At 62.9% G+C, this 8,299-nt stretch carries 11 protein-coding genes; 6 read left to right on the top strand and 5 right to left on the bottom strand.

Annotated features, from left to right (window positions below):
- From GPT33_RS15040 to GPT33_RS15020, 5 genes are all read right to left on the bottom strand, one after another.
- A partial coding sequence (locus GPT33_RS15040) for a hypothetical protein (protein WP_296810319.1) occupies nucleotides 1–252 on the bottom strand: 252 nt, incomplete at its 3' end.
- Nucleotides 249–383 (bottom strand): hypothetical protein, encoded by a 135-nt coding sequence (locus tag GPT33_RS15035; protein ID WP_296810316.1) that lies wholly within the window; start codon nucleotides 381–383, stop codon nucleotides 249–251. The genes GPT33_RS15040 and GPT33_RS15035, both read right to left, overlap by 4 nt.
- A gap of 392 nt (nucleotides 384–775) precedes the next feature.
- A complete protein-coding gene (locus GPT33_RS15030; protein WP_296810313.1) occupies nucleotides 776–1,528 on the bottom strand; it encodes an RES family NAD+ phosphorylase in 753 nt (250 codons plus the stop codon).
- Between the two features lie 8 nt (nucleotides 1,529–1,536).
- Nucleotides 1,537–1,893: an MbcA/ParS/Xre antitoxin family protein gene (locus tag GPT33_RS15025; RefSeq protein WP_296810311.1), complete on the bottom strand. Its 357-nt coding sequence runs from the start codon at nucleotides 1,891–1,893 to the stop codon at nucleotides 1,537–1,539.
- A 230-nt stretch (nucleotides 1,894–2,123) separates the two neighbouring features.
- The gene (locus GPT33_RS15020) at nucleotides 2,124–3,170 is read right to left on the bottom strand and encodes a helix-turn-helix domain-containing protein (protein WP_296810309.1); all 1,047 of its coding nucleotides are present in this window, start codon (nucleotides 3,168–3,170) and stop codon (nucleotides 2,124–2,126) included.
- 108 nt (nucleotides 3,171–3,278) lie between these two features.
- On the opposite strand from GPT33_RS15020, the gene GPT33_RS15015 reads away from it, so the two are divergent.
- From GPT33_RS15015 to GPT33_RS14990, 6 genes are all read left to right on the top strand, one after another.
- Nucleotides 3,279–4,367, top strand: a complete 1,089-nt coding sequence (locus tag GPT33_RS15015; protein ID WP_296810306.1) for a class I SAM-dependent methyltransferase — start codon at nucleotides 3,279–3,281, stop codon at nucleotides 4,365–4,367.
- A 271-nt stretch (nucleotides 4,368–4,638) separates the two neighbouring features.
- Nucleotides 4,639–5,640, top strand: a complete 1,002-nt coding sequence (locus tag GPT33_RS15010) for a sigma-54 dependent transcriptional regulator (RefSeq protein WP_296810304.1) — start codon at nucleotides 4,639–4,641, stop codon at nucleotides 5,638–5,640.
- Nucleotides 5,641–6,045: 405 nt separating this feature from the next.
- The gene (locus GPT33_RS15005) at nucleotides 6,046–6,303 is read left to right on the top strand and encodes a hypothetical protein (protein ID WP_296810302.1); all 258 of its coding nucleotides are present in this window, start codon (nucleotides 6,046–6,048) and stop codon (nucleotides 6,301–6,303) included.
- Between the two features lie 95 nt (nucleotides 6,304–6,398).
- Entirely contained in the window at nucleotides 6,399–7,724 is a 1,326-nt protein-coding gene (locus GPT33_RS15000) for an NADH:flavin oxidoreductase (RefSeq protein WP_296810299.1), read from the top strand.
- Nucleotides 7,725–7,774: 50 nt separating this feature from the next.
- The gene (locus tag GPT33_RS14995) at nucleotides 7,775–7,927 is read left to right on the top strand and encodes a hypothetical protein (protein ID WP_296810297.1); all 153 of its coding nucleotides are present in this window, start codon (nucleotides 7,775–7,777) and stop codon (nucleotides 7,925–7,927) included.
- Between the two features lie 79 nt (nucleotides 7,928–8,006).
- A partial coding sequence (locus GPT33_RS14990) for a hypothetical protein (RefSeq protein WP_296810296.1) occupies nucleotides 8,007–8,299 on the top strand: 293 nt, incomplete at its 3' end.

The following is an 8,299-nucleotide window of genomic DNA, read 5'->3' as shown; positions in this document are numbered from 1 at the left end:
GCGGGTCAGCAGATCGACGATCGTCTCGAACTGGGACTCTACCGGGGCGCGGGAATAATCCTGCGCGCGCAGGAAATAGCCGAAGAGCGCCGTTCGCAGTTGGATCACATCCACATTCAGCGTATTCGTCAGCGCCAGACTCCGTGCGGACTGGCTCCAGTCCCGGTGGTTGACCAGCAACAGACCGAGCAGAGCAAGAAAGACCAGCGCGGAGACCAAGGCAATCAGCTGGGCACGGCGTCTGAGCGTCATGGCCGCCGCCGGATCAGCGTGATGGCGGAGCGGCGCAGCCGGGCCGGGCCGGACGTTTCGATGAGCTCCGGATCGGCCGGCACCGCGGAGCCGGGTGTGCGTCCGGGGGCGAGTCCGGCGGCGATAGACATGGCAAGGGCGGCTCCTGCCGGAGGGATATAAGGCGCGCGGGCGACGATCAACATGCGTCTCCCAAACTCAGAGTGCGGGGGCGTCGGCTTAGGGTAAGCCTATGATAGACCAATGACGCTCGATGCTCGTCGGATTGTATCGACTCCGCATAACCCGACGGGACAAATCACAGTTTCCGGAATTGGTAACCTTCGATCAAGGCGCTTCCGACGGTGCCGAAACGTTCCCGGTGCGTCGCACGGGTAGCGAAGGGCTGCAACAGGATCCGCTTTCGTATTCAATGGCCCTCCATGAAATTCCTCATGCAACCGAGGTACCGGTCTACGCTCGCCCGCGACACTTCGAGGCTTTGTTGTACCTGCGCCAAGGGGCCGACACGAAGGTACAGGCCTCAACCCGCAGGGCGCGGCAGCACGCCGTCGACCGTGAAGAGATCGACCGGAAAGACATGCGGCTCGGGCTCGCCTTCGGACACGAAGACGATGCGATCGGGCCGGGTCTCGCACAGCCAGGCGCGGACACCGAGCGGGGCGCGGCTGGTCAATGCCTCCGGCCCGAGCAGCGCGACATTGATGCCGCGATCCGCGTCGCGGGCGGAGACGAATTCGAAGGCACCGACACCGCTCTCGCGCAGCGCGCTTCCGAGACGTTGACAGACTCCGTAGTCGCTCGGGTGACGCAGCTGTGTCTCGTATGCCGCGCAGGGCGGCGCCTGCAGGCGGACACCGCGCTCGCTTCGCCAACGCGCGCGGAATTGAGTGTGTTGGGTGAGCAGTCGGCCCGACGGCGGGGGAACCTCCATACCGGTCCAGAACAGGAAGCGATAGTAGGCGACCTCGGCGAGCAGGGTCGGGAGCCCGCGCGCACCGTAGAGCAGACTCGGCTCGAAACGCGTCCCGAAGCGTGAGCCGTGACGGAGCGGCGGGTAACGGAACGGGGTGGCGAGCAGGTAGTGGAGCCGTTCGGTTCCGGATCGCAGCGGAGGCTTGGACCGCTCGACCAGCTCCTCGAGCAGGGCCTGCTCGGCGAGGTCGTCGACAAGCGATGTCGTGGCGATCTGTTGCTGGCTCTCGACCATGCGCAACAGGTCGCCGCCGAGTGGACCGATGTGGATCGTCTCGCGGCACGCTGGCCAGAGATCCATGGTACGGCTCAGGCGTTGCCGCGCATCGCGTCCAGATATTCGACAACGCGCACCAGACCGGCGACCGAGCGCACCTGCTCGGCCGGAACACCGCCGATATCGCGATTTGCAGTCTGCATCCAGTGGCGCATGTCCTGCTGCCGGCCGCCGACCAATGAGTAGAGGCTGCGATAACAGCGGATCAACAGCAAGGCCAGCTCGCCGGCCTTGCTGTCGGGATCGAGCCCCCTGGCGATGGAGCTGCGGTCACGCCCGATGATGTCGCCGAGCGCCTCCTGCGAGAGGCCCAGCGTGCGGCCGGCGTTCAACAGGGCCTTCGTGAGGACGGCCCGTGGGTCAGGGTCGGGGTTGGCAGCAAGCTCCATGGTGTCTCGCCCGCAGATCAAATGTGGCATTTACAATTTATAGGCCGCTGATCGCGTATTTGCAACAGTCTATCGACTCGGCATCCGGAAACCGCAAACCGCGTCTTCAACCGCATAGCCTCGGGTTTAACGGCGATGCCGAACGCACCTTATTGAGCAGTGAGGCCGGCGCGAACGTCCGGAGGGAATGGATCGACGCATCTTAGGCGCGATCCGTCGGGGGCTCGGCCTTACCCGCGAGGGAGCTTGCCGATCGACTGAAAACGCTGTCGATAGCGTGCCGGGGTAACGCCGGTGCGCCGTTTGAAGAGCCGCCGGAAAAAGGTTGGATCCTCGTAGCCGACGCGATGCGCGATCAGATCGGTGGTCTCCCCGGTCGTCTCCAGAAGGTGTTTGGCCTCTTCGACCCTCAGCGCCTGCACGTACTCCACCGGCGAGTAGCCGGTCGCGGCCTGGAAACGACGCTTGAAGGTGCGTTCGGCCAGACCGGATTCGGCCACCAGACGGGCCACCGGATTGTCCAGGCTGTAGTGCTCGGCGATCCACGCCTGGCAGCGTGCAATGACGGCATCCTCATGACGGCGAGGCCGCGCGCCGGCGGCGTAGAGCATCTGGCCCTCGCTGCGGTCGCCGAACAGAAAAAGCTTGGCCAGGCGCACCGCCTCGGCCTCGCCGCAAAACCGCGCGACCAGATACAACGCCAGGTCCTCCCAAGCGGCCGCCCCGCCGCTCGTGACGAGACGTCCGTCCTCTCCGCTCAGCGAGAGGATGCGCTCCGGACGCAATCTCACCCCGCCGTAGTAGTGCTTGAAGAGACCCGTGACACTCCAATGACTGGTTGCCTCTTGGCCGTCGAGCAGACCGGCATCGGCCAGCAGGACGGAGCCGGTACAGACCGAGCAGAGGGTTGCGCCGCAGCGGTAGCGCTCGCGCAGCCAGCGCGACTCCTCCGGCCAGCGACCGCGCGGGTCAGTGTCTGCGGCAAGCGCCAAGTCGGTCACGACGATGATGTCGGTCTCGGTAACCGTATCGATGCCCGCGTGCGGGGCGATCGGCACGCCGAGTGGACTCGGGAAGGGCGCGGCACGGGCGGCGAGGATCTGGACGTCCAGACGCGCGGCAGCGGCCGGCTCGCCGGTCAGCTCGGACCAGGTCACGCCGACCGAGGAGAAGACCTCGAACAGACCATAGAGCGCGGCCGGCATGCTCTCGGGCAACGCCAGCAGGCTGATGGAAACAGGGGCGGAGACAGGTGACGGGTCGCGTTCGCGGCTCATCGCAAAATCTTGACCGAAATGCCCCGTTTTTGTCCAGCATGCCTCTCCCGCGCCCCGGCGATCTCGTAGATCCTGAGCCTACCCCGTCACCAACGCCGGAGCACAACCATGTCACTGTCACTTGCAGAGAAACCGACCTTCGATCAACAAGGCGCCGAGACCTTTGCCGACCGCGTCGGGCAGATCCTCGATTCCGGTGCCGTCGCCGTCATGCTTTCGATCGGGCATCGCACCGGTCTGCTCGACCTCATGGCCAGGCTGCCGCCGAGCACCAGCCACCGCATCGCCTCGGAGGCGGGACTGTCGGAGCGCTACGTGCGCGAATGGCTTGCGGCCATGACTGCCGGGCGGATTGTCCACTTCGATCCGGTGCGTCGAACCTACGCATTGCCGCCCGAGCATGCCGCCTGTCTCACGCGCGGCGGAACCCTAGGCAACTTCGCCGTCTACGCCCAGTATGTGACCCTCATGGGTCAGGTCCAGGACCGCACGCTCGCCTGTTTCGAGACCGGGGAAGGTCTACGCTACGGCGACTTCCCGGACTTTCATCAGGTGATGTGCGAGGACAGCAACCAGACCGTGGTCGCGCAGCTCTTCGACACGCTGCTCCCGCTCGTTCCCGGACTCGGCCGGCGTCTGGAGGCAGGGATCGATGTCTTGGATGCCGGCTGCGCGCGCGGTCGGGCCCTGATCGCGATGGCCGAGCGCTATCCGCGCAGTCGCTTTACCGGCTACGACCTCTGTGCCGACGCCATCGCGGATGCAAGACGCGACGCACGGGCCAACGGAACCGAAAACGTCCGTTTCGACGTGCGCGACCTGACCCATTTCCAAGAGCGGGATCGGTACAACTTCATCGTCTCCTTCGATGCGGTTCATGATCAGAAGGATCCGCAAGACCTCTTACGCCGCCTCTACGGTGCGCTGCGTCCCGACGGGGTCTATCTGATGCAGGACATCGGCGGCTCCGCACACCTCGAGAAGAACCTCGACTTCCCGATGGCGTCGCTGCTTTACGCGATCTCGTGCGTCCACTGCACGCCCGTCTCGCTCGGTCAGGGCGGAGAGGGCCTCGGCACGATGTGGGGCTGGGAGACGGCGGAGGGGATGCTGCGCGAGGCCGGTTTCGCGGGGATCGATCGGCATGTGCTGCCGCATGACCCGATGAATGTCTGGTTCGTATCACGGAAAGTGTGAAACGCGGCGAATCGGGTCCGGCCAGTCCTCGGGCGCTCGAGCGATGTCCGGACCGACTGCAAACAGGGATGACGTTGGGTGAATGCGTCAAGGAAAGATCGAGAGCGCCCTACTCCATACCGAAAGTCGGCCGATCTGCTATCTTCTCAGGTAACCCAGCAGCTCAGTCAAGAGTTATCCGGAAGCAACGGGGCGCGCTTCCGCGACAACGCAAGCGTTGTACCGATCGTCAATCCTGAGACGTCCTCAACCCCCGCTTGGAGGTTGGCCCGTGGATGATTTCGCCCAGCTCAATTTGGTGGGCCGGTCGCCGCCTTTTCTTGCAGCGCTGTCCGCTGTCGCTAAGTTCGCCATCTGCGACGCGACCGTTCTGATCCAAGGCGAGACCGGCACCGGTAAGGAATTGGTTGCACGCGCAATCCATTATCTGAGCGCGCGCCGCAATGCCGCGTTTATCCCGATCAACTGCGCCACGCTCCCGGACAACTTGGTCGAAAGCGAGCTCTTCGGGCATGTCCGCGGTGCCTTCACGGACGCCAAAGAGGCCAGAATCGGACTTATCGCGCAGGCTGAAGGCGGGACGCTTTTCCTCGACGAGATCGAGGCGATCAGTCCACGCGCCCAAGCCGGGCTTCTGCGCTTTCTCCAAAATCGTGAATATCGTCCGGTTGGCGGGACCCTGGTCCGACAGGCGAAGGTTCGCGTGCTCGCGTCCAGCAACGCCGATTTGAAGGCGATGGTCACCCGCGGACTCTTTCGGTCGGACCTGCTGTTCCGGCTCAACGTGCTTTGCGTCCAACTTCCTGCGCTGCGTGTTCGGACAGGGGATATCGCTCTTCTGACGGCGGCCTTCTTAAGGCGACTGAGCAGCGAATTCGATACGCCCGTCAAGACGCTTTCCAGTGCATCCATGGGTCGGCTGGAGGCCCATTCATGGCCGGGGAACGTCCGCGAGCTCGAGAATCTGATCTACCGTGAATGGCTTTTGGCAACCGGTACCGTCATCGACATCGGGGCGATCGAGGAAAGTCCCGCCGACGTCGATCCGCTCGGGGCCATTCAGGAGTCGGGTCAAGAGACTTATAAGATTGCGAAGGCATCTGCCGTCGCCGAGTTCGAACGCATCTACATGTCACGCCTCCTCGCCAGAACCGCCGGGAACATGACACTCGCAGCCCAAATTGCCGGAAAGGACAGAAGCGATCTCGGCAAGTTACTCAAAAAGCACGGGCTGTCCCGCCAAAGTTTTCAGGGCTGCACCGACAGACCTTGACGTTCCGTCTGTCGGCTAGCGAGCACGCTCCTCGTCCCGAAAGCCGGTTCAAATCAATCGGCCCAATCCCCGTCTGCGTATCTCACTTGAAGCGAGCGCGACTCGACTCGCGGGCAAACCTTCAGCGAGCCTCCACCCGATGACGCTGCGTCCATCGACCCGAGCGTTACGCCGGGGTGTTTCTTCCCCGGGCCGGGGGAAAAATCCCAGGGTCTCGATTGCTGCGCGCAGCGCCCTGCCTATCGCTTTTCTTGACTGAAACAATGGGGATTATTTCCCGCAGTCACCCATCATAGACCGCAACAAAAAACTCTATAACTGAGTACGTTAGCCTCCGCATTCGAATTGGCGCAGACTTTGCGGAGCCCTCGTCAAGTGTGCTGCTTTGGAAGCTTCCTGGTCGACATGGCAACTCAAGACGATGCGATTGATCGGCTCGCCGAGGAGATTGGTCGATATCTGTCAGAGCATCCATCCGCAGCCGATAGTGCGGAAGGCATTCGACGCTGGTGGCTTTTACGCCAGCGCTTCGAAGAGGCATCCGAGCAGGTTCAACAGGCGCTTGACCTCATGGAGGCGGCGGGACAGGTGCGAAAAGAGGTCTTGCGCGACGGAACCGTGATCTACCGTGCCGTTGAGCCCACGCCGAGCACCCGGCAATGAAAGCGCCGACACAAGGGCCTATTGCATCCGAAAGTGGCTCGAACCAAGGCCACGAGCGCCCAATCCCGTTGTCCGTGTCGAATGGAGATTCTCGTATGCAGAGCGATGTCATCTTTCAGCCGCTCGCGTTTCGCCACCTGACCGTCAAGAACCGCCTGTTCCGATCCAGCATCTCCGGTCGCTGGGATAACTACGACGGATCCGGCTCTCTCGCGCGCATCAACTGGGAGGAGAAATTCGCTCGCGGCGGCGTCGGGGCCATCATTTCATCCTTCGCCCCGGTCCATATCCGCGGCCGCATCCTTCCCAACTACGCGATGATCGATGACGACGACAAGATTCCGTTCTGGCGCAAGCTCGGGGAGAAGGTCCACGAATACGACTGCAAGTTCATCATTCAGCTGAGTCACTCCGGGCGGCAGCGCGACATCGGCGGAGTGGAGAATCGGTTCAATAAAGGACTCTCGTCCACTTCTCGGATGGACACCTTTCATGGCCTCTTGTGCGAGGCCGCCAGCCTGGACCAAATCAACGAGCTCGTTCAGCTTTTCGGCCGAGCCGCGCGACGCGCCAGGGAGGCCGGACTGGATGGCATTGAGCTGCACGCCTCGCATGGCTATCTCTTCACGCAGTTTCTCAGCTCGGCGATCAATGACCGCAAGGACGACTATGGCGGCTCGCTGCGCAACCGCTACCGCTTTCTGCATGAGGTGATTCAGGCCGTGCGCGCGCAGGCGGGTACGGATTTCCACCTGCAGATCAAGATGAACGCCTTCGATCTCAACAATGCCCTCTTCCCTTGGGAGAAGAAGGGTAACGACATCACGGATTACATCCAGGTCTGCGAATGGCTTGAGCAAGACGGTGTCGATGGCCTGCATATCTCCGCCGGCAGCATCTTCCCGCATCCGCTGGTCCCGCCCGGCGCCTTTCCCGTCGAGGATGCAAACAGCGTCTATGGAGCCATGGTCTCGAACGGGGTCCGCGCCTATTTCCCGAATTATTTTCTTTTTCACTTCAAATCGCTGCGGCCGATTTTTCTCTGGCTCTGGAATCGCACCAAGAAGGACTACCCGCTGGAGGGCGTGAGCATGGATGGCTGCCGCCGGATTAAGGCGCGGGTCGGGATACCCGTCATCAATACCGGGGGCTTCCAGGATGGCGCGCTGATTCGCCGGGGCATCCGGGAAAACTACTTCGATGGGGTGGCGATCGCACGACCGCTCGTTGCGAACAACGATCTGCCTCGGATCCTCGCCTCGGGGCAGGATCTACCGGACCGCCCCTGCTCGTTCTGCAACCGCTGTCTGCTCAACGCGCCCGCGAATCCCTTTGGCTGTTACGACGAGCGGCGTTACGCCAACCACGAGGAGATGATCGCGGACGTCATGTCGGTCTTCAGGCCGCAGCCCTTCCACTAATACGCAGGCGCCGATCCCTTGCCCCTTTCACCCGTTGGAGGTTCGCGGCGATGAGCACGAAGCAGGCAACAACCAAGACCGCCACACGCGTCCTGACCGACGTGGTGCTTTCCAGCCCGGTCGATGCGTACCTGGAGCGCGCACACCGGCGCATGTTCTGGGTCCTGGTCGCGGTTCTGCTGCTCATCCTCCTGATGATCTGATCCGGGACCAAGCCGGGCCACGCCGACTCAATCGACATTCGCTACCGCCGCTACACCGGCGCTGGATGGGAGAGACCTCATGAGAATACTCAGCCGCCCACTCGTCATTGCGATCGCCGCCGTGGCTGTCATCGCGATCTTTGTCGCTTTAAGGAACGCGCGCCCGGCGCAGGACGAGGCGAAGCTGGCCGGCAAGACGACCGCCGACTTCCCGGAATCGGCGGTGGACTACTTCAAGGGAATGGACAACGGCATCGCGCTGGACGCGGATCAGGTCAAGGGGCGCAATACCTGGATGATCTGGACCGGCGGCAACGAAGCCTTCTGGGACTGGCTGGCCAACAATAGCTTCGGCACCTTCGATCTGCTCAA

Origin of the sequence: Thiocapsa sp., from assembly GCF_011390875.1 — a bacterium.
In the GTDB taxonomy this organism is placed as follows: Bacteria; Pseudomonadota; Gammaproteobacteria; order Chromatiales; family Chromatiaceae; genus Thiocapsa.
This window is presented reverse-complemented; position numbering and strand designations above follow the sequence as displayed.